Below are 540 nucleotides of genomic sequence, written 5' to 3'. Positions count from 1 at the left end.
ATTCGACGGTAATGACCGCCCACCAGGAGGAGTTCGCCAGAATCGAAAGCAGCCTGGTGGAACTGCTCAAGCAGTATCAGCAGACGGTGCACATGGCCAGCGACCGCGCCCTCATCGAACGCTTCGAGCAGCAGGCCCAGCAGTACCTGCGCCAGCATGTGCAGTTGCGGGAAATGCTGCAGCAGGCCACGCCACAGGAGGCCAGCCAGTTCAGCATCCAGAACGTCTTCCCGGCCTGGGATCAGGCGCAGCAGGTGCTCGACGAGCTGGTCGAGAACAATCGCGTGCAGTCTGACCACGCCGCGCGCTCGATCCGCGATGAAGTGCTCGGCCTGAAGATCGACCTGCTGCTCGCCGTGCTGCTGGCGATCATCGCCTCGGCAGTCTGTGGCTGGCTGCTGGTGCGTGCCATAACCCGCCCGGTCGACCTGATCGTCAACGGCCTGAAGGCGCTGGAAAGCGGCGACCTGTCGATGAAGCTGGAGCTGCATCGACGCGACGAGTTCAACGCCATCGAGCTGGGTTTCAACAGCATGGTGG

Annotated in this window: 1 protein-coding gene; it reads left to right on the top strand. The window is 63.0% G+C overall.

Annotated features, from left to right (window positions below; genetic code table 11):
• On the top strand, positions 1 to 540 hold a 540-nt coding region (locus J0A65_RS25430), incomplete at both ends, for a HAMP domain-containing protein (protein ID WP_206597001.1).

The sequence above is a fragment of the Bowmanella yangjiangensis genome (assembly GCF_017255015.1).
In the GTDB taxonomy this organism is placed as follows: Bacteria; Pseudomonadota; Gammaproteobacteria; order Enterobacterales; family Alteromonadaceae; genus Bowmanella; species Bowmanella yangjiangensis.
This window is presented reverse-complemented; position numbering and strand designations above follow the sequence as displayed.